The 248-nt window shown below is 71.8% G+C and carries 1 protein-coding gene; it reads right to left on the reverse strand.

From position 1 onward, the window contains the following. A partial coding sequence (locus R0J92_RS25370; RefSeq protein WP_411053722.1) for a hypothetical protein occupies nt 1–248 on the reverse strand: 248 nt, incomplete at both ends.

The raw sequence follows: 248 nt of genomic DNA on the forward strand, positions 1-248 counted from the left end.
GACCACCGAACACGCCACCCCGTGACCGGCCAACCAGCCGTGGGTGCCGCGGGCGGCGACCAGGTCAAAGCCCTGACCCAGCAGGATGCGGGCGGTGGCGAGCATCACTTCGGTCTTGTCGGTGTCGCGGATCGAGATGAAGGCGCGCCCCGCCGCGGGCAGCACCATGCCGGCGCCCATCTGCGCCGTGAGGAAGGCGCGGGCAAGGCTGCGGTCCCGCCCCATGACCTCGCCGGTGGAGCTCATCT

The sequence above is a fragment of the Tritonibacter sp. SIMBA_163 genome, from assembly GCF_046535935.1.
Classification (GTDB): Bacteria; Pseudomonadota; Alphaproteobacteria; order Rhodobacterales; family Rhodobacteraceae; genus Epibacterium; species Epibacterium scottomollicae.